The organism is Rhodoferax sp. EU05-FHT12H12, assembly GCF_058791215.1.
Genome location: NZ_JBYTDI010000002.1, coordinates 555,009 through 577,291, shown reverse-complemented (window position 1 = coordinate 577,291; position 22,283 = coordinate 555,009). Strand labels below are relative to the sequence as shown.

24 protein-coding genes are annotated in these 22,283 nt (G+C 64.2%); 8 read left to right on the top strand and 16 right to left on the bottom strand.

Annotated elements, in window-relative coordinates:
* Nucleotides 1–6 precede the first annotated feature (6 nt).
* Complete coding sequence (gene ytfE / locus AC3WS7_RS07520) at nucleotides 7–732, bottom strand: iron-sulfur cluster repair protein YtfE (protein WP_492655920.1); 726 nt, start codon at nucleotides 730–732, stop codon at nucleotides 7–9.
* A 91-nt stretch (nucleotides 733–823) separates the two neighbouring features.
* Between ytfE and AC3WS7_RS07515 the strand changes: the two genes are divergently transcribed.
* The 7 genes from AC3WS7_RS07515 (at nucleotide 824) to ubiD (ending at nucleotide 6,539) form a co-directional block, all read left to right on the top strand.
* Entirely contained in the window at nucleotides 824–1,291 is a 468-nt protein-coding gene (locus AC3WS7_RS07515) for an RrF2 family transcriptional regulator (RefSeq protein ID WP_492655919.1), read from the top strand.
* A 95-nt stretch (nucleotides 1,292–1,386) separates the two neighbouring features.
* Nucleotides 1,387–2,412 carry a ubiquinone anaerobic biosynthesis protein UbiU gene (gene ubiU, locus AC3WS7_RS07510; protein WP_296467470.1) on the top strand — a complete coding sequence of 342 codons (1,026 nt, stop codon included), beginning with the start codon at nucleotides 1,387–1,389 and terminating at the stop codon, nucleotides 2,410–2,412.
* 5 nt (nucleotides 2,413–2,417) lie between these two features.
* Entirely contained in the window at nucleotides 2,418–3,329 is a 912-nt protein-coding gene (gene ubiV / locus AC3WS7_RS07505; protein ID WP_492655918.1) for a ubiquinone anaerobic biosynthesis protein UbiV, read from the top strand.
* Between the two features lie 4 nt (nucleotides 3,330–3,333).
* Nucleotides 3,334–3,951, top strand: coding sequence for a PAQR family membrane homeostasis protein TrhA (gene trhA, locus AC3WS7_RS07500; protein ID WP_296467475.1), 618 nt, complete (start codon nucleotides 3,334–3,336; stop codon nucleotides 3,949–3,951).
* 13 nt (nucleotides 3,952–3,964) lie between these two features.
* Nucleotides 3,965–4,465: a ubiquinone anaerobic biosynthesis accessory factor UbiT gene (gene ubiT / locus AC3WS7_RS07495; protein ID WP_492655917.1), complete on the top strand. Its 501-nt coding sequence runs from the start codon at nucleotides 3,965–3,967 to the stop codon at nucleotides 4,463–4,465.
* 8 nt (nucleotides 4,466–4,473) lie between these two features.
* Complete coding sequence (locus tag AC3WS7_RS07490) at nucleotides 4,474–5,058, top strand: UbiX family flavin prenyltransferase (RefSeq protein WP_492655916.1); 585 nt, start codon at nucleotides 4,474–4,476, stop codon at nucleotides 5,056–5,058.
* On the top strand, nucleotides 5,055–6,539 hold the full coding sequence (gene ubiD, locus AC3WS7_RS07485; RefSeq protein WP_492655915.1) for a 4-hydroxy-3-polyprenylbenzoate decarboxylase: 1,485 nt from the start codon (nucleotides 5,055–5,057) through the stop codon (nucleotides 6,537–6,539). The genes AC3WS7_RS07490 and ubiD overlap by 4 nt, the downstream gene beginning before the upstream one ends.
* A 24-nt stretch (nucleotides 6,540–6,563) precedes the next feature.
* On the opposite strand, the gene htpX is transcribed toward ubiD, so the two are convergent.
* Nucleotides 6,564–7,439 carry a protease HtpX gene (htpX, locus tag AC3WS7_RS07480; RefSeq protein WP_492655914.1) on the bottom strand — a complete coding sequence of 292 codons (876 nt, stop codon included), beginning with the start codon at nucleotides 7,437–7,439 and terminating at the stop codon, nucleotides 6,564–6,566.
* Between the two features lie 210 nt (nucleotides 7,440–7,649).
* Here htpX and AC3WS7_RS07475 point away from each other — a divergent pair, with 210 nt between their 5' ends.
* On the top strand, nucleotides 7,650–8,663 hold the full coding sequence (locus AC3WS7_RS07475; RefSeq protein ID WP_492655913.1) for a Bug family tripartite tricarboxylate transporter substrate binding protein: 1,014 nt from the start codon (nucleotides 7,650–7,652) through the stop codon (nucleotides 8,661–8,663).
* Nucleotides 8,664–8,746: 83 nt separating this feature from the next.
* On the opposite strand, the gene AC3WS7_RS07470 is transcribed toward AC3WS7_RS07475, so the two are convergent.
* From AC3WS7_RS07470 to narH, 14 genes are all read right to left on the bottom strand, one after another.
* Nucleotides 8,747–9,508 (bottom strand): DUF3025 domain-containing protein, encoded by a 762-nt coding sequence (locus AC3WS7_RS07470; RefSeq protein ID WP_492655912.1) that lies wholly within the window; start codon nucleotides 9,506–9,508, stop codon nucleotides 8,747–8,749.
* Nucleotides 9,493–10,533 carry a dihydroorotase gene (gene pyrC / locus AC3WS7_RS07465; RefSeq protein ID WP_296467491.1) on the bottom strand — a complete coding sequence of 347 codons (1,041 nt, stop codon included), beginning with the start codon at nucleotides 10,531–10,533 and terminating at the stop codon, nucleotides 9,493–9,495. Before pyrC ends, AC3WS7_RS07470 begins: the two co-directional genes overlap by 16 nt.
* A 47-nt stretch (nucleotides 10,534–10,580) precedes the next feature.
* Nucleotides 10,581–11,471: an amino acid ABC transporter substrate-binding protein gene (locus AC3WS7_RS07460; protein ID WP_492655911.1), complete on the bottom strand. Its 891-nt coding sequence runs from the start codon at nucleotides 11,469–11,471 to the stop codon at nucleotides 10,581–10,583.
* 107 nt (nucleotides 11,472–11,578) lie between these two features.
* Nucleotides 11,579–12,553, bottom strand: a complete 975-nt coding sequence (locus AC3WS7_RS07455; RefSeq protein WP_296467498.1) for a LysR substrate-binding domain-containing protein — start codon at nucleotides 12,551–12,553, stop codon at nucleotides 11,579–11,581.
* A gap of 75 nt (nucleotides 12,554–12,628) precedes the next feature.
* The gene (locus AC3WS7_RS07450; protein ID WP_492655910.1) at nucleotides 12,629–13,177 is read right to left on the bottom strand and encodes a hemerythrin domain-containing protein; all 549 of its coding nucleotides are present in this window, start codon (nucleotides 13,175–13,177) and stop codon (nucleotides 12,629–12,631) included.
* Nucleotides 13,170–13,574: a ribonucleotide reductase subunit alpha gene (locus AC3WS7_RS07445; protein WP_492655909.1), complete on the bottom strand. Its 405-nt coding sequence runs from the start codon at nucleotides 13,572–13,574 to the stop codon at nucleotides 13,170–13,172. The genes AC3WS7_RS07450 and AC3WS7_RS07445 overlap by 8 nt, the downstream gene beginning before the upstream one ends.
* A gap of 21 nt (nucleotides 13,575–13,595) precedes the next feature.
* Nucleotides 13,596–14,855, bottom strand: coding sequence for an NnrS family protein (locus tag AC3WS7_RS07440; RefSeq protein ID WP_492655908.1), 1,260 nt, complete (start codon nucleotides 14,853–14,855; stop codon nucleotides 13,596–13,598).
* Nucleotides 14,852–17,314: an adenosylcobalamin-dependent ribonucleoside-diphosphate reductase gene (locus AC3WS7_RS07435; protein ID WP_492655907.1), complete on the bottom strand. Its 2,463-nt coding sequence runs from the start codon at nucleotides 17,312–17,314 to the stop codon at nucleotides 14,852–14,854. The genes AC3WS7_RS07440 and AC3WS7_RS07435 overlap by 4 nt, the downstream gene beginning before the upstream one ends.
* Nucleotides 17,311–17,757 (bottom strand): putative zinc-binding protein, encoded by a 447-nt coding sequence (locus AC3WS7_RS07430; protein ID WP_492655906.1) that lies wholly within the window; start codon nucleotides 17,755–17,757, stop codon nucleotides 17,311–17,313. Before AC3WS7_RS07430 ends, AC3WS7_RS07435 begins: the two co-directional genes overlap by 4 nt.
* Nucleotides 17,754–18,464 carry a carbonic anhydrase gene (locus tag AC3WS7_RS07425; protein WP_296467517.1) on the bottom strand — a complete coding sequence of 237 codons (711 nt, stop codon included), beginning with the start codon at nucleotides 18,462–18,464 and terminating at the stop codon, nucleotides 17,754–17,756. Before AC3WS7_RS07425 ends, AC3WS7_RS07430 begins: the two co-directional genes overlap by 4 nt.
* Nucleotides 18,461–19,312, bottom strand: coding sequence for a peptidylprolyl isomerase (locus AC3WS7_RS07420; RefSeq protein ID WP_492655905.1), 852 nt, complete (start codon nucleotides 19,310–19,312; stop codon nucleotides 18,461–18,463). The genes AC3WS7_RS07425 and AC3WS7_RS07420 overlap by 4 nt, the downstream gene beginning before the upstream one ends.
* A gap of 12 nt (nucleotides 19,313–19,324) precedes the next feature.
* Nucleotides 19,325–20,056, bottom strand: coding sequence for a respiratory nitrate reductase subunit gamma (gene narI, locus AC3WS7_RS07415; protein WP_296467523.1), 732 nt, complete (start codon nucleotides 20,054–20,056; stop codon nucleotides 19,325–19,327).
* On the bottom strand, nucleotides 20,053–20,730 hold the full coding sequence (gene narJ, locus AC3WS7_RS07410; protein ID WP_296467526.1) for a nitrate reductase molybdenum cofactor assembly chaperone: 678 nt from the start codon (nucleotides 20,728–20,730) through the stop codon (nucleotides 20,053–20,055). Before narJ ends, narI begins: the two co-directional genes overlap by 4 nt.
* A 14-nt stretch (nucleotides 20,731–20,744) precedes the next feature.
* On the bottom strand, nucleotides 20,745–22,277 hold the full coding sequence (gene narH, locus AC3WS7_RS07405; protein ID WP_492655904.1) for a nitrate reductase subunit beta: 1,533 nt from the start codon (nucleotides 22,275–22,277) through the stop codon (nucleotides 20,745–20,747).
* Nucleotides 22,278–22,283: the final 6 nt, after the last annotated feature.

The window sequence follows — 22,283 nt, the reverse complement described above, 5'->3', positions numbered from 1 at the left end:
ACGCACTCAGGCGCAGCCACACCCACCCGAACCGCAGCCACCCGCCCGCTGCGCAGGCTCGAACTGGGGAAACAGCACGTTGTTTTCCAAGTGAATGTGGTTGATCAGGTCGTCATTGAGTTGCGCGAGCCCTGCGTACAACGCACGCCAGGTGTTGCAAGCCCCCACCGGCGGTGTGGCGTCCTGGGTCAGGGCCATGACCTGGGCCAGTGCATCGCCATGGTCCACATGCTCCGTGCGCATCATGCCAATGGGCTGGGTGACAAAGGCATTGCCACCCTGCTTCAGCATGGGGAACAACACCTGCTCTTCTTTGAGCATGTGCGACAGCAGCTCTTGCTCCATGGCCTCCAAGGCGTCCGCCAGGCCAACCGGTACATCCGGGTTGCCACGGTGGACGGCCTCCACACGCCGCGCCATGCGAATGAGCTCCGGCAGTTGCTGGCGGTGTACCTCGTGGTAACGCACCAGGATATGGTCAATCAGGGCCACCGGATCGGTCAGCCCCTCGGGCGCATCCACATGCTGCAGACCCGCCAGCTCGCCCACCAAGGCAGCCAAATCCAAACCCTTGTCGGCGGCCGACTGGCGCAGGCTTACCTGGCCACCACAGCAAAAGTCCAGCTTAAGACGGCGAAACACCGCCGTGGCACCGGGCAGAGCCACCGCAATTTGGCCAATGGCCTGGTCCGGGTTGACAGCAGGGGTTGTGGTTTCGAGACGGGCATTCATAACAAGCTCCTTAAAGATTCATATCGTATGAATATTTTAGCCATTAACATTCATTAAGAATGAATCTTTTATTTGACCTACAACAAACCCCATGCGCCTGACCCAATGGACTGACTACACCTTGCGTGTGCTGATGTACTGTGCCCAGCACCAGGGCCGCGAGAGCCCGGTCACCATCACCGAGATTGCGGAGCACCACCACATCTCACGCAGCCACTTGACCAAGATCGTGCAGGAACTGGCCGCGCAGTCGCTGCTGGAAACAAGCCGCGGACGTGGCGGCGGCATCCGCCTGGTACGCCCCGCGAACAGCATTCAGCTGGGCGCCATCGTGCGGACCACCGAGCGCGACTTCACTCTGGTGGAATGTTTTGACCCGATGCAAAACCAGTGCTGCCTCAACCCCCAATGCGGCCTCAAAGCCGTGCTCACCCGTGCCATGCAACAGTATTTCGCGGTTCTGGATGGCGTCACGCTGGCCGATTTGGTGGCGTCGCCACACAGCACAGTCGCGTTGCCGCTACCCCGGTTGCGCCCACCGCGCGCCATACCCGACTAAATCAATCCAACTTTATGCGGCGGTGTTGACCCACATCAGACGGTCGCACTAGGGGCCGCCGTATCGTGCGGAGCTTGCACTACGAGCACCCCGCCATGCACACCGCCCCCCAATCCCCCGCCCTGGAACTGGTCTGCCCCGCTGGCAGCCTGCCAGCCCTCAAATCGGCCGTTGACCAAGGTGCCAACTGCGTCTACCTGGGGCTGCGGGACGCCACCAATGCCCGCAACTTTGCCGGGCTGAACTTTGACACCCAGGCCATTGCGCAGGGCATTGCGTACGCCCACCACCGCCATGCCAAAGTGTTCATGGCCCTCAACACTTACCCGCAGGCGGCCAAACCGGAGCTCTGGCGCTCCGCCCTGGACCAGGCAGTGGAGTTGGGCGTGGATGCGGTCATCCTGGCAGACCCCGGCCTGATGTTGTACGCCAACCGCCACCATCCCCGATTGCGGCTGCATCTGTCGGTGCAGGGCTCGGCCACCAACTTTGATGCCATCAACTTCTACCGTGAACAGTTTGGCATCGTGCGCGCCGTGCTGCCCCGCGTGCTGTCCCTCACGCAGGTGCAACAGGTCATTGAAAAGACCGAGGTCGAGATTGAGGTGTTTGGTTTTGGCAGCCTGTGTGTCATGGTGGAAGGGCGCTGCGCCCTGTCGAGCTACGTGACCGGTGAGTCACCCAACACCCATGGCGTATGTTCGCCGCCCAAAGCCGTGCGCTGGGCGGAGACACCGCAAGGCCGTGAGTCGCGCCTGAATGGTGTGTTGATTGACCGCTACGCGCCGGGCGAGAACGCGGGCTACCCCACGCTGTGCAAAGGCCGCTTTGATGTGGGCACCGACGAAAACTACTACGCCATCGAAGAGCCCACCAGCCTCAACACGCTGGAGTTGCTCCCGCAGCTCCTCGCCATGGGCGTCAAGGCCATCAAGATTGAAGGGCGTCAACGCAGCCCGGCCTATGTAGCCCAGGTCACCCAGGTCTGGCGCGAAGCCATCGACCACTGCCTCGCCAACCCCCACCGCTACGCCCCCAAACCCGTGTGGATGCACGCCCTGGACCAAGTCGCCGAAGGCCAACAACACACGTTGGGCGCCTACCACCGCCCCTGGAAGTAAGTCCCATGCAAATTGCCCTTGGTCCGCTGCTGTACTACTGGCAGCGCGATGCTGTTTTCAACTTTTACGACACCATGGCCACCACCGCGGTGGACATCGTCTACCTGGGCGAGACCGTCTGCTCACGCCGCCACGAACTGCGCTTGGGCGACTGGCTGGACATTGCCACACGTCTGCAACGGGCCGGCAAGGCAGTGGTGCTGTCCACCCAGGTGCTGCTGGAATCCGGTGCCGATGTAGGCACCATGCACAAAATCACCCAGCACGGCGGGTTGGTGGTGGAGGCCAACGACATGGGTGCCGTGCAATGCCTGCACGGCAAAGTGCCGTTCGTGGCCGGCCCGCATCTCAATCTGTACAACCTGCCCACCTTGCAATGGATGGCGGACCTGGGCGCGCAGCGTTGGGTGATGCCACTGGAAATGGCGCGCAGGGACCTTGCCGTGCTGCAAGCTGGCCGCCCGGCCGGGCTGCAGACCGAAGTGTTTGCCTACGGACGTATGCCGCTGGCCTACTCGGCGCGTTGTTTCACCGCACGCCACCGCAACCTGCCCAAGGACGATTGCCGCTTTAGCTGCCTGGACCACCCGGACGGACTGATGCTCCAAACCCGCGAACACGAAGGCTTTCTGGTGCTCAATGGCACACAAACGCAGTCGGCCAAGGTATACAACCTGGTCGATGCGCTCGATGACATGCGCAACCTCGGGGTAGACGTGGTGCGCCTGAGCCCACAGTCGCACCACATGGCCGAGGTGGTGGCCGTGTTCGATGCCATGCGCCTCCACACCGTGTCGCCCCAAGCAGCACAGGACCGCCTGCAAGCCCTCATGCCCTTTGCCGGTTGCAACGGCTACTGGCACGGCCAACCAGGGCTGGACCAGGTACAAAACGCCAGCTTGGCCACACAAGGCTAAGCCCATGTACCACGGTGAGCGCTTCAACAGCATCAGCCATCTGGTTGGTGCTGGCCTGGCACTGGTGGGGGCGGTTCTGCTCACGGTATCGGCCGCGCGGCTAGGCGACCCCTGGAAGATTGTCAGCTTCAGCATCTACGGCACCATGCTGGTGGCACTGTATGTGGCCAGCACCCTGTACCACAGCCTACGCGGCCGGGCCAAAGTCATATTCCAGAAACTGGACCATTGCGCCATCTACCTGCTGATTGCAGGCAGCTACACCCCATTTGCGCTGGTGTCCCTGCGAGGCGCATGGGGTTGGTCCCTGCTGGGTGCCGTGTGGACACTGGCCGTGCTGGGCATCCTGCAAGAAATTTGGCTGTCCAAGGGCACGCGCACACTCTCACTGGCGATATACCTGCTCATGGGCTGGCTGGCCCTGGCCGCCCTGTTGCCGCTGTGGGAGGCACTCTCCCCCGCTGGTTTTGCCTGGTTGGCGGCGGGTGGAGCCCTCTACACGGTAGGCACCATTTTTTATGTTGCCGACCAGCGCCTGCGTCACAGCCACGGCGTCTGGCACCTGTTTGTGCTGGGCGGTAGCAGCTGCCATTTCTTGACTGTTTTTGTATTTGTTGCCTGAGGCCTGTAACGCCATGCCCCCTTCCCACACCCACTACACGCTCCCCAGCCGTCTCGGTGCAGCACTATCGCACCTGCCCGCCTATCCGGGCTCGTTGCTGCTGGCCACGGCGCTCAATGCGATGCTGGCACCGCAACTGCCCAACGATGTGCGCCAGTATTTGCGGGGCAAGCGGCTGCGCATTCATGTACGCGATGCGCGCCTGACCTTTGATCTGTCTTGCAACAGTACCGGCTTTGCAGCCTGCCCCCCAGAGGGCACCACCGACCTGACCCTGAGCGCCCATGCCCACGATTTTTTGCGTCTGGTCCAGCGCCAGGAAGACCCGGACACCCTGTTTTTTAACCGTCGCCTCTCCATGGAGGGCGACACCGAGCTGGGCCTGGTGGTCAAAAACGCCATGGATGCCCTGGAGCTCCCGGTGCTGGACCCGCATCACTGGTCGCCCCCGCAACTGCTGGCACGCTGGCGTGCACGCCGTCACGCCCCCTCTGGACAAGGTGGCCCCGGGTGAGCGAGGGCATGGAAAACCGCCCGCCCCTGCGGCGCATCATTGTGGGTATCTCTGGCGCCAGTGGTGCGGTGTACGGTGTACGCCTCTTGCAAGTGCTGCGCGACACGCCGGGGCTGGAGACCCAACTGGTGGTGTCCCCTGCAGGCTGGCGCAATGTAGAAGAAGAACAGGGCCTGCCCCGTGCCGCCATTGAAGCCCTGGCCCACCGGGTGCACGATATTGGCAACGTGGGGGCCTCCATCGCCAGCGGTTCGTTCCAGTGCAGCGGCATGGTCGTAGCCCCCTGCTCCATGCGCACCCTCGGGGCGATTGCCCACGGGCTGTCCGACAACCTACTCACCCGCGCAGCGGATGTGGTTCTGAAAGAGCGGCGCCGTCTGGTGCTCATGGTGCGCGAATCCCCCTTGCACTTGGTGCACCTGCGCAATATGGTCAGCGTGAGCGAGATGGGTGCCATCGTCTGCCCACCCATGCCGGGTTTCTACCTGCGCCCCCAAACGGTGGCGGATGTGGTGGACTTCAGTGTGGCACGCGCCCTGGACTTGCTGGACGTGCCCCACACGCTGGCAGCACGCTGGCAGGGCAACGCATGAGTTACCGGGACCTGCGTGACTTCATGGCCCAACTCGAACACACGGGTGAATTGCTGCGCATCAGCGCGCCGGTATCCCCCCATCTGGAGATGACCGCCTTGGGCGACCGGGTACTGCGCGCGGGCGGCCCGGCCCTGCTATTTGCCAACCCGCGTGGCCACCACATGCCGGTACTGGGCAATCTGTTTGGCACCACGGAGCGGGTGGCACGCGCCATGGGCGTAGATGGCATTGCCGGGCTGCGCCCCTTGGGTGAACTGCTGGCCACACTCAGGTCCCCCGAGGCCCCCAAGGGACTGAAGGACATGGCAGGCATGGGCAGCCTGCTCAAGGCCCTGTGGAACATGGCACCCAAGGAGCACAAGGCCCCGCCCTGCCAGGACCTGGTGAGGGAGGGGGGCGATGTAGATTTGGCACGCCTGCCCATTCAGCACTGCTGGCCGGGCGATGTGGCGCCACTGATTACCTGGGGACTGGTGATCACGCGCGGCCCGCACCAAGCGCGGCAAAACCTGGGCATCTACCGCCAGCAAGTGCTGTCGCGCAACCAGCTCATCCTGCGCTGGTTGGCACACCGCGGTGGCGCGCTGGATTTCGCCGAACACGCGCGCCTGCACCCGGGCGAGCCCTATCCGGTGGCAGTGGCCATTGGCGCCGATCCGGCAACCATTTTGGGCGCCGTAACACCCGTGCCGGACAGCCTCTCGGAATACCAGTTTGCCGGCCTGCTGCGCGGCGCCCGCACCGAGGTCGCCCCGGCACTGGGCATACCGCTGTCGGTACCCGCATTCGCAGAGATCGTGCTGGAAGGCCATATTTACCCCGACGCAACCCATGCCAGCGGTTGGCAGCACGCACTCGAAGGCCCCTATGGCGACCACACCGGCTACTACAACGAATGCGCCGAGTTTCCCGTGTTCACCGTAGACCGCATGACGCTGCGCAAGGACGCCATCTACCACTCCACCTACACCGGCAAACCACCCGATGAACCGGCCATATTGGGCATTGCACTGAACGAGCTGTTCATCCCCCTGCTGCAACGCCAGTTTCCGGAAGTCATAGACCTCTACCTGCCCCCCGAAGGCTGCAGCTACCGGATGGCCCTGGTGCGCATCCGCAAAGCCTACCCGGGCCACGCACGGCGCGTGATGATGGGCGTGTGGAGCCACTTGCGCCAGTTCATGTACACCAAGTTCATTGTGGTGGTGGACGAAGATGTGGATGTGCGCAACTGGAAAGAGGTGGTGTGGGCCATGACCACACGCATGGACCCGGCGCGTGACACCCTGCTGGTGGAGCACACGCCGATTGATTACCTCGACTTTGCGTCGCCAGTGAGTGGCCTGGGCAGCAAGATGGGCCTGGATGCCACCAACAAATGGCCCGGTGAAACCCAGCGCGAATGGGGCCGCCCCATTGCGATGGACAGCGCGGTCACGGCACGCATGGACGCGCTGTACCAGTCGCTGGGGCTCTGACGCGGGATTGCCCCGCGCCGAGGGTCAGGCCTGGCTGTTTTGCAGCGCAGCGATGCGCTCTTCAATCGGTGGGTGGGTCGAGAACAGCTGGCCAATGCCACCGGCAATGCCCATGGCGGCCACGCTCTTGGGCAGCTCGCCCGGTGTCATGCCGCCCAGGCGGGCCAGCGCATTCATCATGGGCTGCTTGCGGCCCATCAGTTGGGCGGCACCGGCATCTGCGCGGAACTCGCGCTGGCGGCTGAACCAGGCCACGATGATGGCGGCCACAAAGCCCAGCACGATGTCGAGCACGATGGTGGTGACGTAGTAGCCAATGCCGGGGCCGCTGTTTTGCTCGTCGTTTTTGCGCAAGAAGCTGTCCACGGCATACCCAATCACACGGCTCAGGAACACCACAAAGGTGTTCATCACGCCCTGGATCAGCGTCATGGTGACCATGTCGCCATTGGCAATGTGGGCGACTTCGTGGCCGATGACGGCCTCAATCTCTTCACGTGTCATGCCCTGCAGCAGCCCGGTGCTCACGGCCACCAGGGCCGAGTTCTTGAAGGCGCCGGTGGCGAAGGCGTTGGGTGCGCCATCAAAAATGCCGACCTCGGGCATGCCAATGCCTGCCTTGTCGGCGAACTTGCGCACGGTGTCCACAATCCAGGCCTCGTCCATGTTCTGGGGCTGCTCGATCACACGCACCCCCGAGGTCCACTTGGCCATGGGTTTGCTGATCAAGAGCGAGATGATGGCGCCGCCAAAGCCCATCACCAGGGCAAAGCCCAGCAGGGCGCCCAGGTTCAGGCCGTTGGCCGTCAGGAAGCGGTTGACGCCCAACAAATTGGCCACCACACCCAACACCAGCACCACGGCAAGGTTGGTCAATACAAACAAGGCAATACGTTTCATGGTTCTTCTTTCGGAAAGCGACGGTGTTCCCGTCGTTGACACGGATGGTAGGGGCGCCCGCGCTGAATTCAAGCTTTTGCGGGGCCTTGGGCCCACGAAGTTTATGGACTTTGGGCGCCCCAAACGCGGACACGCGGGCTGGGCGTCACCAAACACCCCTAAGATGTCTCTCTTCCCCTGCTTCCAAGCGCCCCCAAACGCGTCCCCTCCATGACCCAATTCCAACGCCGTCGCATCATCACCGGACTGACTGCCGCCGCCCTCTCGGGCGCGGTACTGCCCGCCTGGAGCCAAACCGCCAAGCCGGCCGCACCGGGCAAGCCCAAGGCGGCCAACAAGCTGGCTGCCAAGCTGCGCATCGTCATCCCCGCCAACCCGGGCGGCGGCTGGGACCAGACCGGCCGCGCCCTGGGCACCGCCATGATCTCTGCCGGGGTCATTGACGAAGTGGAGTACGAAAACAAAGGTGGCAAAGGCGGCACGCTGGGCCTGGCTCACTATGCCGAAAAATACAACGCCGATGCCAACACCCTGCTGATGGGCGGCACCGTGATGGTGGGCGCCGTGGCGCTGCAAAAACCAGCGGTGGACCTGAGCGCCATCCAGCCCGTGGCGCGTCTGACCAGCGACTACCTGGTCATGGTGGTGGCGGCCAACTCTCCCATCAAGAGCGTGTCCGACCTCACCGTCAGCATGAAGGCCAACCTGAAAGGCGTGCCGGTGGCGGGCGGATCGGCTGGCGGGGTGGACCATATTTTTGCCGGCGTGTTTGCGCGGGCGGCCGGGGCCAACCCGGAAGACCTGAACTACCAACCCTTCGCCAGCGGCGTGGACGTGGTGTCTGCCGTGCTGTCCGGCAAGGCGGCAGTGGGCATCTCGGGTTACAGCGAATTCAGCGCCCAACTGGCCGGTGGCCAACTGCGCGCCATCGGCGTGTCCTCGCGCAAACCCTCGTTTGGTATTCCCGCCATCCGCGAGCAAGGTGTGCAGGCCGAAATGTCCAACTGGCGGGCGGTGTTCACCGGCAAGGGGGTATCGGCAGGCCGACAAACCGAGATGCTGGAGGCCGTGCGCCTGGCCACACAACACGACGCCTGGAAAGCCACGCTCAAGCAAAACCACTGGGATGCATCGTGGATGGCAGGCAAAGACCTGGTCAACCTGATTGACCTGGACCTGACCACCGCCCGCGTCATGGTGCACTTGCTCAAGCTCAAGGCCTGAAAGCTTAGCCCCCACGCTCCGCCGCTCTGCGGGTCGCTGCCCCCAAGGGGGCGCATTTGCCTTGGGGCGGCCCGGCAGCAAATTTAGCCCCCAGGCTCAGGAGCGGGCGGCCGTGGTACCCGGAACACGCTGGGGTCGGCGTAAAACGCTGGCGCGGCGTTGTCGGGCCACCAGCCCGGCACGCCCAGCACTGGCAAATGCGCAAACGGCTTGCTGGCCAAGAGCGGCGCTGACAAGGTCTGGGCCAGCCAGGCATCCAGATCCGCTATGGATTCGATAGCTGCTCGCGCAATAAATACGTGGGCTGTGATCGGTTTTCGTGGGTAAACCAGCTTCTCCAGCAGCGCATGGCCAAACAGCAGCAAGGTCGACTGGGCCCACAGCGGACGCAGACCGACAAACACCGCCTCCCACTCTTTGGCCTGCAGGGCCTGCCACAGCGGCTCGGGCGCCACCAGCAGGGCGGCGTTTTCGTCAAACACCGTCAGCGCATCGCGCGCCGGGCCACGCACCGGCTGGATGCCGGTTTGCGCAATCTGTTCCGCCTGCAGTTGGTTGAGCTTCTTTTTTGCCAGCGGAAAGTGCAACCAGCACAGGCCGTTGAAAAAGTCGTGCAGGCCGTCGCGCGTGGGCACACGGCCGGTGTCAAAGATGTACTGCTCGTAGGCCATGCCCGCGGGCAGCTCGGCCTGGGGCACAAACTGCACCGGGGCGCGCTGGGCCGCATTCAAGGCCTGGGCGACCGTCAGGCCGCCATTCACCTGGGCGGCCAGCCCCTCACCCACTCCGCGCCAAGGCCTCAGCCAGGGCGCATCCCAGTTGATGGCCTCTAAACCATGCGCCACTGCAGTGCTTCGCCCGCGGCCAGGGGTTTGAGGGAGGTTTCGCCAAAGGCAAAGCTCTCGGGCGGGGTCCAGCTTTCCCGCTTCAGGGTGAGGGTGCCGGTGTTGCGCGGCAGGCCGTAGAAGTCGGCACCAAAAAAGGAAGCAAAACCCTCCAGCTTGTCGAGCGCGCCCGCAGCATCAAAGGCCTGGGCGTACAGCTCCATGGCGGCGTGGGCGGTGTAACAGCCCGCACAGCCCGAGGCGTGCTCCTTGAGGTGCGTGGGGTGTGGCGCGCTGTCGGTCCCCAGGAAGAATTTGTTCGATCCCCCGGTGGCGGCTTGCACCAGGGCCTGGCGGTGTGTCTCGCGCTTGAGCACGGGCAGGCAGTAGTAGTGCGGGCGGATGCCGCCGGTGAAGATGGCGTTGCGGTTGTAGAGCAGGTGGTGGGCCGTGATGCTGGCCGCCGTGAAGCGATCGCTGTCGGCCACGTACTGCGCAGCCTCTTTGGTGGTGATGTGTTCGAAGACGATCTTCAACTCAGGAAAGTCTTTGCGCAGCGGAATCAGTTGCGTGTCGATAAACACCGCCTCGCGGTCGAACAGATCGATGTCGCTGCTGGTCACCTCGCCATGCACCAAGAGCAGCAGGCCGGCCTTTTGCATGGCTTCCAGCGTCTGGTAGGTCTTGCGAATATCCGTCACGCCGGCGTCGCTGTTGGTGGTGGCGCCTGCGGGGTAGAGCTTGGCGGCCACCACACCGGCATCTTTGGCGCGTGCAATCTCGTCGGCGGGCAGCTTGTCGGTCAAGTAGAGCGTCATCAGCGGCTCAAACTGCATGCCTGCGGGCACCGCAGCCTGGATGCGCGCCTTGTAGGCCAGGGCCTGCTCCGCGGTGGTGACCGGCGGCTTGAGGTTGGGCATGATGATGGCGCGCCCGAACTGGGCCGCAGTGTGCGGCACCACGGTATTCAGGGCGGCGCCGTCGCGCACATGCAGGTGCCAGTCGTCGGGGCGGGTGATGGTGAGGGTGTTAGGGGCGTGCGTCATGGGCACTATTGTCCCAAATCGGGCGCCGCCCCTGCGCCCAGGCAGACCTAGAACGGAACGAAGTCGCTGGGGTACTTCCAGAAGTCCTTGAGCAGGTAACTCACCGGCAGGTTCAGCGGCTTGTCGTTGGGCGGGATGGCCTTGAGGAACCACTTGTCGTAGATGGGCTGAATTTCCTTGCTCACGATCAGGCGGCGCATTTCCTCGTCGATAAGCTTTTTGAACTCCGGGTCGTTCTTGGGCAGCATGATGGCCAGCGGCTCGGTGGTGAGGAATTTGCCCACCACTTTCAGAGCCTCGGGCTTGGCGCGGTTGGCAGCCAGGCCGTAGAGCAGCACGTCGTCCATCACAAAGGCGTCGGCCTCGCCTTTTTCCACCATTTCCACGGCCTTGGCGTGGTCCGGGGCTTCCAGAATGGTGATGTGCAACAGGCGCTCGCGGTTGGCCTGTTCGGCAGCCTTCAGCGGCGTGGTGCCTTTGGTCGACACCAGCTTCTTGCCGTACAGGTCTTCAATACGCTCGATCTTGCTCTCGGTGCGCACCAGCATGCGCGCACCGGTGATGAAGTGGGGAATGGTGAAAGCCACCTTTTGGCGCCGTTCCGCGTTGTTGGTGGTGGAGCCGCACTCCAGATCGGCTTTGCCGGTTTCGACCATCGCAATGCGGTTGGCTGGCGTGACCTGCAAGAGCTCCACCGGCATGGCTTTGGCACCGGTTTTCTTGCGCACCGCCTCTGCCAGCTTGAGGCACAGGTCCACGGCGTAGCCCACCGCTTCCTTTTTGCTGTCGAGGTAGGAAAAGGGAATGGACGACTCGCGGTGCGCCACCACCAGTGCCCCGCCCGACGCGATCCGGTCGAGCACGCCCGCATAGCTGCCCCCAGCGGCCAAAACTGCCACACTTACGATGCCGAATAGGCGCCAACCATTGTTTTGCATACAGACTCCAACGACCTTGTGGACCGAAGCTGGCCACTCTAGCCAGCCCCATGTTCCGCCGCCAATGCCGATTGCTTGGGGCGGCATGCAAAACTGGAATGCAACTTCTATGCCGCGCTACCCTGGGTCAAAAGATAGTCCCACAGGGCCTGGGCCGAGCCCTTGGGCGTGCGGGTTTGGGCACGCTGGGCAGCACTCAGGCCGCGGGCCGCCTCGCGACTGGAGAGCCGTTCGCGGTACGCGCGCACCTCCATGGTGATGTTCAGGCCCTTCATCGGGGCCGGCAAGGCGCTCACCAGCTTCTTGGCGCGCAGGTCTTTCTTCACGGCGCTATGGGGCAGAAACGCCACCCCATGGCCTTCCAGGGCCATGGCTTTCAGGCCTTCGGCCATATCGGTCTCGTACACCCGGTCAAAGTGGATGGCCACATCGGCCTGCTTGAGGATCAGCTCCACCATCTGCCCCAGGTAGGCACCAGGCGCATAACCCAGATAGGGCAAAGGCTGGCCCACCTTGCCAGGCAGGGAAAACAGGGGGCGGCCATCGGCGTCAGGTTTGGAGTACGGCGCCACCACCTCCTCGCCCAGGCTCACCATCTCGTAACGGTCGGCGTCCAACTGGTAGGGCTGCGAGGGGTGGTGGTAGGCGATCAGCAGGTCACAGCTCCCTTCCACCAGGCGCATCACGGCATCGTGCACATTGAGCGCGATCAGCCGACTCTTGAGTGGACCAAATTTCTCGCGCAACTCGGACACCCAGGCCGGGAAGAAGGTGAAGGCCAGCGTGTGCGGCACCGCAAACTCCACCACGTCCTGCGCAGCGGTGGTATGGCCACGCAGCATGGCGCGCGTGCTTTGCAGGGCCTGCAGCACTTCCAGCGACTGGTCGTAGAGGGTCTCGCCCGCCGGGGTCAGGCGCGTGGGGTAGCTGCTGCGGTCCACCAGATCGGTGCCGGCCCAGGCTTCCAGCGACTGAATACGCCGCGAGAACGCAGGCTGGGTAACGTGGCGCAATTGCGCGGAGCGGCTGAAACTGCGGGTCTCAGCCAGAGACACGAAGTCTTCAAGCCATTTGGTTTCCATGGGGCGCAATTATGCGCGAAACGCATAGATATCGCCAAGCCCGCGCCCATGCCCCCATTTCACGGCCCTTGTCCCTCAAGTGGTTCGCACCCCGCGGCGTTGCATCATGTCCTGCGCCATAGCGTGCAGCGCCGTGCCGGACAACACCGCCTGCGCAGCCGGGTAGGCCAGCCCCTCCTCATGCGCGATGTGCTGGCCATACAAGGCGGCAAACTGATCCAGCGCCCCGGTCTGGCTGACACTCAGGGCCAACACCCCCAAGCGAGCTTCGGCAATCGCCAGCAGGACTTCGCGGGCATGGCCCCAGGCAACCTCCATGTCGCGGTGGTCTTGCATGAGAGTGCGCACCAGGGTGCGCAAGCCCGCGTCGGCGCCCAGCAGCAGGGGAGGAAACACATGCAGCTCTTCGTCCTGGTGGTGCAGGGGCGCTGCCACATCGAAGTAGCGCAGCACATCGCGTGCGGCCTGGCGCGCATTGTCGTCACAGCCAACCTCCAGCAGGTGCTGCTGCAGGCGCGCCATCAGCGCCAGGCTGCGCTGCACCCGCTCGTGGCAAGCCTGCAGCAGTTCAAACGGGGCCTCAAAACCGGCCTGCGGTGCCAGAGGGAGCAAGGCCTCAGCCAAGCTGCACCGCCTCACCCTGCGGGTTGAACGGAATGTAGGCCGCAATCTCCCCACGCTGGATGGCCTCCACCATGCGCTGCAGCAAGGGCGCGGCGTCCTCCGCACTTGGCGCCTGCTGACCTTGGCCCGACAAGGCTGCGGCAAACACCATCGCCCAGGGCGGGCCAAACTGCGTGGCTTCCTGCGCCAGTGCCGCGAAAGAGACCACCTCTTCAACCGCCTTGTCCACACACATCAGGGGCACCAGTGCGCCCCCCTGCCCCGACTGGTACCGGGCGCGCTGCGCGTCGTCAGCGTCTTCGGGCAACTCGGCCCCCGCAAACACCAGCAGCAGGCGCTGCGCCGTGGGTTGGGAACGTGCTGCCTGCAGCAATTCATCAAAATTGGAAATCATCACCGAGGTCCTTGGTTTTTTTACCTATCCGGGGCGCCCGTCGCCGCGCCGCCGACCATACCAGCCCACCAGCCTGCCCCCCCAGAGGGCCATGACCGCAAGCCACACACATGCCACCACTGCCAGCGTGGCTGCGCCCCACATGGCAACGCCCGCGGCCAGAATACGCAATGCCGTGGCCAGCTGCAACAACAGGAAAAGTGACCATACCCACGTATCGGCCACCAAAGCGCGACCACTGTGCCCCGCCGACACGCGGGTCACCATGGCCAACATGAGCGAGGCCAGACAGCCCATGGTGAGCGCATGCAGGGCCCCCAGCGGCAACACCGGTGTGCCGCTCACCCAGCTCAGCCACTGGCTGGCACCGGCCAAGAGCAGCGCCACGCCCAACCACACAAAGCCAATGTGCAGCATGGCCAGCAAGCGGTTCTTGAAGCTTTGCACCAAGCCCCATACATAGGCCAACCACAGCAGCACCACACCCGCCGCCAGTTCCAGGGTGCCCCGCAATAGCAGCCACACCGTGCCCCAGGCAGTGCCCGCAGGCTGCAGCAGGTCCAGCCAGACGGCCAGCACTTCCAACACCACCACCGACAGCATCAAGCCCAACGCCCAAAACGGCCGCAAGGTGGCCACCTGCGGCATGGCACTGGAGGTGAAAAAAGGAATCATGCGGTGGGCCACCACCACGTACACCGCCACCACAAAGCCCCACAGGCCAGTGAGCACACAGGCCAGCGCCACGGCATCGGCGCCGGCCCACACGCTGACGGCCAGGCCCACCAGGCTGGCGCAGCCCACGCCGCAGGCCTGGGCAATCACCCGCGCATGCACGGTATCCACCACCTGGCTGCGCGCCAACAGGCGCCAAAACATGGCGCTCATCCAGAGCAGCCCGCCAAGCGCCAACGCCATGCCGCCCAGCCCCATCACCGGGTGCACATGCACGCCAGCCAGCCACAGCAACCAGCCCCCGGCCTGCAGCAGCAAGGGGGGCAGCAGTTGCGCAGCCGTGGGCGGCGCCACACCCAGCCATTTGGGACCCGCGGTGAACAGAAAGCCAGAGAAGAACAAAGGGAAGAAGCCAAAGGTCATCACCGCCCCATGCACCAGCGAGGGCGACACCACATACGCCAACCCGAAAGCCCCCGTCACCCGGTCCATCTGCACCAGCGCCCACCACAGGCTGGCGGACCACAGCAGCACCATGGCCAGAAAGAAGCCCAGGCGGTGCGGAGCCAGCAGCAAATGGCGCAAGCGCCAATTCGTGTGGAGGTTCATCCACAGGTTCCCACATGGCCGCACTGGGTGCAGTAGTCGCAACCGTCCTTGCGGATCACGGCGTAGGCACCGCACTCACCACACTTCTTGCCCACCATGACCGGGCTGGCGGACGGGGTGCTCAGGCCCAGCCCGTCGTCATCGTCGTCCTCGTCTGCATCGTCGGTGGCGTGCAGCGCAGCAGCGTGCTGTTGGCGCTGCGCAATGATTTGCTGCAGCGCATAGGCAATGGCGGCCACCTCGGAGTCATGCCACAAAGGCACCTGGCTGCCGTCCTGCTTGGTGTAGTGGCCCAGGCGCACGGGGCCCCGGTCCCAGGCCACCTTGCGCATGTCACGCAGGGCCCGCTCCAGAAAGCCGCCACGCGCCGCCAGCGAGAGCATGCGCATGCTGGAAGTGATCCACTGCTGCGACTCCCCGCTCTGCCCCAGGGGCATGAAGAACTCGATGGCGCGCTCCAGCGTGCCCTTGCCCACCGGCGTGGGCAGGGGCAGAAAGGACACCACCAAGTACAGGGTCTTGTGGCCCTCCTGGGTCCAGTACTCCACCTTCTCGGCCACGGCCGCCAGCGCACCTTTGGGGCGTTTTTCGATCACAGCCCGCATGGGATCTGCGCCAACAGCTATCGAATCAGGATCGCTTACGGGCTTACTCTCTGTGGATGCAGGCGTGACCTGCAGCACCGAGCCGAGGATGGCGTTGGGCCGGTAGGTCGCCAAGCCCTTGAGCCGCGCCTGCCAGGCCTGCAGGTACAGGCCCTTGAAGTCCTCGTAGGCATAGTCGGCCGGCACGTTCACGGTTTTGGAGATCGCCGTGTCCACCAGCGGCTGCACCGCCTGCATCATGGCAATGTGGTCGGCCGCCGCCATCTCCAGCGCGGACACAAAACTCTCGGGCAGCTGGTTCATATCCCCGCCCTGCGCACGGTAGACGCGCCAGGCATGGTCTTCCACCGCGTATTCGCTGGTGCTGCCATCGGCCTCGCGCTTCTTGCGCGTGTAGGTCCAGGAGAACGCGGGCTCGATGCCGTTGGAGGCATTGTCCGCAAAGGCCAGGCTCACGGTGCCAGTGGGGGCAATGGAGAGCAGGTGGCTGTTGCGGATGCCGTGCGCCCGGATGTCGGCCTGCAGGCTGGTTGGCAGGCGGCTGGCAAAGGTGCCTTCAGCCAGGTAGCCGTCGGCCTCGAACCGGGGAAAGGCACCCTTCTCCTGCGCCAACGCCACCGAAGCCGCGTAGGCACTGTCGCGCATGCAGGTGGCGATTTGCACGGCCATCGCGCGGCCCTCTGCGCTGTCGTAGCGCAGACCCAGCATGCACAAGGCATCCCCCAGTCCGGTGAACCCCACACCGATGCGGCGCTTGGCAGCCGCCTCGGCCTGCTGCTGGGGCAGCGGCCACACCGTCACATCCAGCACATTGTCCAGCGCACGCACCTGCAGCGCCACCAGTTGGGCAAACGCCGCAAAGTCAAAGGCCGCCGTGCCACCCGCCCCAAACGGGTGCTGCACACAACGCGGCAGGATGATGGGCCCGAGGTCACAACAGCCATAGGCGGGCAGCGGCTGCTCGCCACAGGGGTTGGTGGCTTCTATGGTTTCGCAGTAGGCCAGGTTGTTGTCCTGGTTCATGCGGTCCAAAAACAGAATGCCGGGCTCGGCAAAGTCGTAGGTGGAGCGCATCACCGTGTCCCACAGCGTGCGGGCCGCCAGCGTTTGGTAGACCCACAGGCCATCGCTGCGCTGGTGGGCGCCCTGGGCCAGCAAACTGGCTCCCGGCTTGGCGCGGTGCACCAGTTCCCACGGGGCATCGGCCTGCAGGGCCTGCATGAAGGCATCGGGCACCCCGACCGAGACATTGAAATTGTTCCAGCGCCCGGGCGTGCGCTTGGCGGTGATGAACTCCTGCACATCGGGGTGGTCGATGCGCAGCACGCCCATTTGCGCGCCGCGCCGCGCGCCCGCACTCTCCACGGTGGAGCAGGACTGGTCAAACACATTGATGTAGCTGCACGGTCCCGAGGCCAGCGAGGCCGTGCCTTTCACATCCGCGCCGCGCGGGCGGATGCGTGAAAAATCGTAGCCCACGCCACCGCCGCGGCGCATGGTCTCGGCCGCCTCGCGCAGGGCTTCGTAGATGCCGGGGTAGCCTGCGTCATCCTGGCCCTGGATGCAATCGCCCACGGGTTGAACAAAGCAGTTGATCAGCGTGGCCTGGATGCCGGTGCCCGCCGCACTCATGATGCGGCCCGCACCAATGGCCCCGGCGCGCAGGTTGTCCAGAAACAGGGCCTCGTAGTGGGGGCGCTGCGCAGGCACCTCGGCACTCGCCAAGGCACGCGCCACACGGCGGTACACATCATCGGCGCAGGTCTCGCCAACTTTGAGGTACTTTTCGGCCAGCACGTCCTGGCTGATGGGTTGGGGCCTTGTGTCCAAGGCAGGGGCAGAAACAGAAGTCACGAAACGAAATCCTTACTGAGAGAGGGTGCCCGCGGGCACCGGTGAACAAGGGTATGCAGGGCTGGCAGCACTACGGTGGACCAGGCGGTTTCGGCCTCGGCGTTGCTGGGCAGGCGGTGCAGGTCCTTGCGCACGCCGTGCTCTGACAAGTCCACATGCACCGTGGGCACCACGCCCTGTTGGGCCAGCGCATGGCGCACACAGTGCAGCGGGCAACCGTCCAGTGCCAGGATGGCGCGGCCGGACTGGGCCGTGCGCGCCAGCGGCTTGATGCCCGCCCCCACCCCGGCAATGCAAGACATCTCGGCCAACGCCGCATGGTCCAGTCGCAAGGCCATCTGGTTGGACAGCTGGGCGGCACTGGAGCAGCCCGAGCAGGCATAGACCAAGGGCAACTGCGCATAGCGTTGCTGCTGTGCACGCAGGCTGGCGGGGTCACTCATGGCAACTCCTCCGCGGGTACGGTAAAGGTCTGCCCGTCATATTCCACATAGGGCTGGTAAGGGCCGGTGCCGCTGTTGGACGCCATGGAGGCCGGCACAAAACCGGCCTGCTGGGCGTCGAACACATGGATCTCGCCCTCCTCAATCACATAGTGCCAACCGTGCAGCGTGAGGCGGCCGGCCTCCACTTCACGACGCACCATGGGGTAGTCCATCAGGCGCTCCAACTGCAGCACCACGCTGCGTTGCTCGGTGCGCAACAGGGCTTCGGGACTGCTTTGTACCGGCAACAAAGCTTCTTGCGCCAGCTTGAGCCAAGCCTGTAGCGCCCGGGCTTCTTCGGGTACGCCCTCGTAGGCCGCGCGGATGGCGCCGCAGTGGCTGTGACCACACACGATGACACGCTCCACATGCAGACTCAGCACCGCATACTCAATCGCCGCCATGGTGCCGTGCAAGCCGTGTGAGCCATCGTACGGCGGCACCAGGGCCCCGACGTTGCGCACGATGAACAGCTCGCCGGGGCCAGCACCCGTCAGCAGGTAGGGCACCAGGCGCGAGTCGGAGCAGCCAATAAACAGGGTCTTGGGGTGCTGCCCCTGCGCCACCAGGTCCTGGAAGCGCTGCTGGTGCAGCGGAAAGTAGTTGGAATGGAAGCGACGCAGCCGCAACAGCAGTTCGTCAGGGGCTGTCGTCGCAACGTTCATTGCACCAGGGGAGAATCGGCACGCTCCAGGGCCACACCCTCCACCAGCGCCTGACCTACCAGCAAGCTCATGTACTGGTGCAGGGCTTTGGCACGCGATTGCAGGGTGAGCTGCGCAGCAATGCGCTCGCGCACCTCTTCATACGGCGCCTGCTTGCCCTTTCGGCTGCCCAGCACCTGGATGATGTGAAAGCCAAAGCGCGTGTGGATGAGCCGCGGGTGCACCCCCAAGCCCAGGCCCTGCTGGGTTTGGTGGAACAACTCATTGGCCAGCTCGGGCGCGCAGTCATGCGGCTGCAGCCAGCCCAGATCCCCCCCCTGGGTGCTGGTGGGGCAGTTGGACAACTCTCCCGCCAGCGTGGCAAACCGGTCGGGCGCCACGTCCTTGGCCAGCAACTCGATCAGGGCTTTTTCGGCCCGCACTGTGAGGGCATGCACATTCACCCCGGGGGTGACGGCAAACAGGATGTGCCGCACATGCACCGCCTGCCCCACCACAAACTGCGCCTTGTTGGCCGTGTAGTAGCGCTGGCACTCTTCGTCGGTGGGCTGGGGGCTGCTGACCGCAGCGTCCACCATGTCTTCCAGCACGGTGCGCTCCGCTTCGCTGAGCACTGGTGTGACCAAGCCCGTGCTGCGTGGCAAGAGGCCCGCCTGCACGGCCTGTTGGCGCAACAGCTCGGTGTAGGCCAGCTCCTGCAGGGCCTGCGGTTCGGGCTGCTCACCCGGCGCGTGCAAGCTGATGCCATTGATGCTGGCCACGGGGGCCGCACTGAGGGCCGCTGCAGCCGTGGCGCACTGGCAGCTGCCACTGCCGCAGCCGCTGGATGGAGAGGTGGAGGCGTTCATGGAGTGGTCCTTTCAGCGGTGGGTGTGGCTGCGGCTCATGGGCTCACGCGGCGTCATGCCAATGCGACGGCTGCGCACCAACTGGTAAGGGCGCACCAAGTAGGCCACGGTGCCAAAGCCGCTCCACACATGCACCAGACGGGTGAACGGGAAGATCAAAAAGATGGACATGCCCAGGAACATGTGTGCCTTGAAGATCCAACCCGCCTCGGCCAGCAGCTCCGGCGCACCGGCACGCAAGGTCATGATGCGCTGGGCCCACTCGGCCAGCTTCATCATCATGCCGCCATCCAGGTGCTGGGCCGACAGCGGAATGGTGGCCAGGCCCAGGGCCAGTTGCAACCACAGCAGTACCAGCAGCACGATGTCACTGGTCTTGGAGTTGGCACGGATACGCTCATCGCTCAGGCGACGGTGCAGCAAGAGGCTGACGCCAATGAAGCCCAGCAAACCAAACGCCCCGCCCGACACCATGGCCACCAGCTGCTTGGCACCGGCGGTGATGAAGGGCTCATACAGAAAGTGCGGTGTCAGCATGCCAAAGCTGTGGCCAAAGAACAGGAACAGCACGCCGACGTGGAACAAGTTGCTGCCCCAGCGCAACTGCCCAGCGCGCAACAGCTGCGAAGAATCGCTCTTCCAGGTGTACTGGTCGCGGTCAAAGCGCAGCAGGCTGCCGAGCAGGAAAACGCTCAAACAAATGTAGGGGTAAATGCCGAAGAGGAAGTTGTCGAGGTAGTTCATACAGAGACTCCTTGCGCAGCCGGGGCTTTGCGCACGATATGGATAGGCTGGGCGTCGCCCGGGCGGGCCTGCCCCTTGGTACTGCAGCCATCAAACGCTTCGGGCTCGGCCCAGCTTTCGTCCAGTGGCTCGTCCGCCGCAAAGGGCACGGCCTGCACGCGCTGGCCAGACAGCTCCAGCACGGCGGCTACCGCAGCGGCATAAGGGCTGTTGCGCTTGAGCAGCGCGCTGAAGATGGACTGGAGGATGTGGGCCATCTCGCCCAGGAAATCCCGTGCCACGGCAGGTGGCTGGGTGGACGCGAACTCCAGCACCACACACAGGTGATCGGGCAGCTCGTCGGGCGACAGCTGCAGGCCGGCCTTGTCGTAGGTTTGCGCCAGGTCCACCATGGCGGGGCCTCGGTCGCGCGAATCACCGTGCACATGCTCAAACAGATGCAAGGAGGTCGCGCGGCCCCGGTCGAAGGTCTCCACATACTGGGCCTCCACCTCCAGCGGGTCACCGCGGGACAGCTCGGCGGCCAGACTGCGCAGCTCGGCACGGCGCTCGGCGGGCACAGCGCCCTCCTGGTCCAGTGCCTCCATCAGGGCAGGCAACTGGTCGCGCAGGGCCGCATTGGGGTAGCCCAGCAGCAGCGCCAGGGCGCGCAGGGAATAACGGTTGTCTTTCATGCAGTTCTCCTGGATCAAAGCATTGACTTGATAGGAATGGTGCGCGCCTTGCTACCACTGAACAGGCTGGTCTCCGACGCTCCGTCCGAGCAACCATTGCCAAACGAGAAGCCGCAACCGCCGCGCAGGTCAAACGCGTTTTCTGCGTACTCGCGGTGGCTGGTGGGGATCACGAAGCGGTCTTCGTAGTTGGCAATCGCCATGATCTGGTACATCTCCTCCACCTCGGCCACCGTCAAGCCCGTCTGTTGCAGCACGGCCAGGTTTTCGATCTGGTCCACATGCTTGCTGCGCTGGTAGGCGCGCATGGCCAGCATGCGCTCCAGCGCCCGCACCACCGGACCACAATCGCCCGCAGTCAGCAGGTTGGCCAGGTACTGCACAGGAATGCGCATCTGGGCAATGTCGGGCAACTCGCCGTTGGGGCCGATGTGGCCCGCGTTGGCGGCGGACGTGATGGGCGAGAGTGGTGGCACATACCACACCATGGGCAGCGTGCGGTACTCGGGGTGCAGGGGCAGCGCCACCTTCCACTCCACGGCCATCTTGTAAACCGGGCTCTTGCGTGCGCCTTCCAGCCACGCCTCGGGAATGCCATCCTTGCGCGCCTGTGCAATCACCTCGGGGTCGCGAGGGTCCAGAAAGATGTCGAGTTGGGCCTGGTACAGGTCCTTTTCGTTTTCCACACTGGCAGCCTCTGCAATACGGTCGGCGTCGTACAACACCACCCCCAGGTAACGGATGCGGCCCACACAGGTCTCGGAGCACACGGTGGGCTGGCCAGCCTCGATGCGGGGGTAGCAGAAGATGCACTTCTCGGCCTTGCCGGTCTGCCAGTTGTAGTAAATCTTCTTGTAGGGACAACCGGACACACACATGCGCCAACCGCGGCACTTGTCCTGGTCGATCAGCACAATGCCGTCGTCCTCGCGCTTGTAAATGGAACCACTGGGGCAACTGGCCACACACGCCGGGTTGAGGCAATGCTCACACAGGCGGGGCAAGTACATCATGAAGGTGTTCTCAAACTGGCCCACCATGTCCTTCTGGATCTGGTCGAAGTTGGCCAGGTTGGCGTCCTTGCTGCGTTTGCTGAACTCGCCACCCAGGATTTCTTCCCAATTGGGGCCCCACTCGATTTTTTCCATGCGCTTGCCGGTGATCAGCGAGCGCGGCCGCGCGGTGGGGGCTGCCTTGGTCTCCTTGGCCGTCTGCAGATGGTCGTAGTCGAAGGTGAAGGGTTCGTAGTAGTCGTCAATCTGCGGCATGTTGGGGTTGGCGAAGATGCGCATGAGCAACTTCCACTTGCCGCCTTGGCGAGGCTCGATGGAGCCATCGGCCTTGCGGACCCAGCCCCCATTCCAGCGGTCCTGGTTTTCCCAGTCTTTGGGGTAGCCGATGCCGGGCTTGGTTTCCACGTTGTTGAACCAGGCGTATTCCACACCGGGGCGGCTGGTCCAGACGTTTTTGCAGGTGACCGAGCAGGTGTGGCACCCGATGCATTTGTCCAGGTTCAGCACCATGCCGATTTGTGCGCGTACTTTCATAGTCTT

Excerpts from the sequence above, each read along its gene's own strand:
- narI (WP_296467523.1), bottom strand. The coding sequence starts at position 20,056 with ATGAACTACCTCGACAACTTCCTCTTCGGCATTTACCCCTACATTTGT.
- ubiV (WP_492655918.1), top strand. The coding sequence starts at position 2,418 with ATGCAAATTGCCCTTGGTCCGCTGCTGTACTACTGGCAGCGCGATGCT.
- trhA (WP_296467475.1), top strand. The coding sequence starts at position 3,334 with ATGTACCACGGTGAGCGCTTCAACAGCATCAGCCATCTGGTTGGTGCT.
- ubiD (WP_492655915.1), top strand. The coding sequence starts at position 5,055 with ATGAGTTACCGGGACCTGCGTGACTTCATGGCCCAACTCGAACACACG.
- narH (WP_492655904.1), bottom strand. The coding sequence starts at position 22,277 with ATGAAAGTACGCGCACAAATCGGCATGGTGCTGAACCTGGACAAATGC.
- AC3WS7_RS07460 (WP_492655911.1), bottom strand. The coding sequence starts at position 11,471 with ATGCAAAACAATGGTTGGCGCCTATTCGGCATCGTAAGTGTGGCAGTT.
- AC3WS7_RS07475 (WP_492655913.1), top strand. The coding sequence starts at position 7,650 with ATGACCCAATTCCAACGCCGTCGCATCATCACCGGACTGACTGCCGCC.
- AC3WS7_RS07515 (WP_492655919.1), top strand. The coding sequence starts at position 824 with ATGCGCCTGACCCAATGGACTGACTACACCTTGCGTGTGCTGATGTAC.
- AC3WS7_RS07430 (WP_492655906.1), bottom strand. The coding sequence starts at position 17,757 with ATGAGTGACCCCGCCAGCCTGCGTGCACAGCAGCAACGCTATGCGCAG.
- AC3WS7_RS07490 (WP_492655916.1), top strand. The coding sequence starts at position 4,474 with ATGGAAAACCGCCCGCCCCTGCGGCGCATCATTGTGGGTATCTCTGGC.
- pyrC (WP_296467491.1), bottom strand. The coding sequence starts at position 10,533 with ATGACGCACGCCCCTAACACCCTCACCATCACCCGCCCCGACGACTGG.
- AC3WS7_RS07420 (WP_492655905.1), bottom strand. The coding sequence starts at position 19,312 with ATGAACGCCTCCACCTCTCCATCCAGCGGCTGCGGCAGTGGCAGCTGC.
- ubiU (WP_296467470.1), top strand. The coding sequence starts at position 1,387 with ATGCACACCGCCCCCCAATCCCCCGCCCTGGAACTGGTCTGCCCCGCT.
- ytfE (WP_492655920.1), bottom strand. The coding sequence starts at position 732 with ATGAATGCCCGTCTCGAAACCACAACCCCTGCTGTCAACCCGGACCAG.
- AC3WS7_RS07455 (WP_296467498.1), bottom strand. The coding sequence starts at position 12,553 with ATGGAAACCAAATGGCTTGAAGACTTCGTGTCTCTGGCTGAGACCCGC.
- narJ (WP_296467526.1), bottom strand. The coding sequence starts at position 20,730 with ATGAAAGACAACCGTTATTCCCTGCGCGCCCTGGCGCTGCTGCTGGGC.
- ubiT (WP_492655917.1), top strand. The coding sequence starts at position 3,965 with ATGCCCCCTTCCCACACCCACTACACGCTCCCCAGCCGTCTCGGTGCA.
- AC3WS7_RS07425 (WP_296467517.1), bottom strand. The coding sequence starts at position 18,464 with ATGAACGTTGCGACGACAGCCCCTGACGAACTGCTGTTGCGGCTGCGT.
- AC3WS7_RS07440 (WP_492655908.1), bottom strand. The coding sequence starts at position 14,855 with ATGAACCTCCACACGAATTGGCGCTTGCGCCATTTGCTGCTGGCTCCG.
- htpX (WP_492655914.1), bottom strand. The coding sequence starts at position 7,439 with ATGAAACGTATTGCCTTGTTTGTATTGACCAACCTTGCCGTGGTGCTG.